The 1,208-nt window shown below is 66.1% G+C and carries 1 pseudogene; it reads right to left on the bottom strand.

The features are described from left to right. Window positions 1-1,142 (bottom strand): annotated as a pseudogene (locus tag ACIQMR_RS38395) (IS3 family transposase); the annotation flags it as partial. Window positions 1,143-1,208: the final 66 nt, after the last annotated feature.

The following is a 1,208-nucleotide window of genomic DNA, read 5'->3' as shown; positions in this document are numbered from 1 at the left end:
GGTGTCTTGTTCGGAGAGTAGTTCGTACTCGATCGGGGTGCGGTAGCCCAGTGCTGAGTGGCGCCGCTGTGGGTTGTGGAAGACCTCGATGTACTCGAAGATCGCGTTGGCCAACTCGACCCGGGTCTTCCACCGTTTGCGGTTCAACAGCTCGGTCTGCATCGAGGACCAGAAGGACTCCATCATCGCGTTGTCCAGGCCGTCTCCGACCGTGCCGAACGATGGCAGGAGCCCGGCGGATCGGATCCTTTCCCCGAAGACCCAGGAGGTGAACTGGGTGCCGTGATCGGCGTGCACTATCCCGCCTGGTTCGGGGCGCCGGTTGCGGAGGGCCATGTCTAACGCGTTGACCACGAGGGTGGAGTCCTGTCTGGAGTCGATCGACCAGCCCACGATCTTGCGGCTGAACGCGTCCAGGACCGCCGCGCAGTACACCCACCCTTCTCTGGTGCGGTGTTGCGTGATGTCGGTGACCCACAGCTCGTCGGGGCGCAGCCGATGGAACTTCCGGTTGACCAGGTCATCGGCGGTGACGACACCCCGCAGGCGCTTGATCCGCACCGGTCCGGGCAGTCCGTGGATCCCGGCCCGTGTCATCAGCACCGACACGGTCCTGGAGCAGACCTGGATGCCCATGCCCAGGGTGAGCTCGGCGTGGACGCGGCGGTAGCCGTAGGTGCCGCGTGAGGCGACGTGGACCTCCCGGATCAGCCCGGTCAGCCACTCCCGTCGCAGCTGCCGCGGTGTGGTCGGGGTGCGCTTGTGTTTGGAGTAGTTCTGCCGGGCGACGCCGAGGATCCGGCAGCATCGGTCGACCGGTGCCCCGGCATCGACGAGACGGTCGATCACCGGGTAGACCCTTTTGGGGCCGGCTTGTCCTCGCCGAGGAACTTGGCGGCCTTGCGGACGATCCCGGGCTCGGTTTCCAGCTCGCGGACTCGTCGCCGCGCTGCACGCAGCTCTGCGGACTCCTCCGAGACCCTGCCAGGGCGCCGGCCGTTGTCGATGTCGTCCTGGCGCAACCACTTCGACAACATGACCGGATGGATGCCGAGATCAACGGCGGTCTGCTTCTGTTCTTTTCCTGCCCGCACCAACGCGACCGCGCGGACGCGGAACTCAGCGGGGTAGGCGCGGGACATGTCCGGCAGCCTTTCGTGAAGGCCGACAGTTAGCCAGCAGAACTGGAACCTGAGCGGTGGGGCAGG

The sequence above is a fragment of the Streptomyces sp. NPDC091376 genome, assembly GCF_044757085.1.
GTDB lineage: Bacteria > Actinomycetota > Actinomycetes > Streptomycetales > Streptomycetaceae > Streptomyces > Streptomyces pratisoli.
Note: the sequence above shows the minus strand (reverse complement) of the source record. Positions and strands in the feature narration are given on the sequence as shown.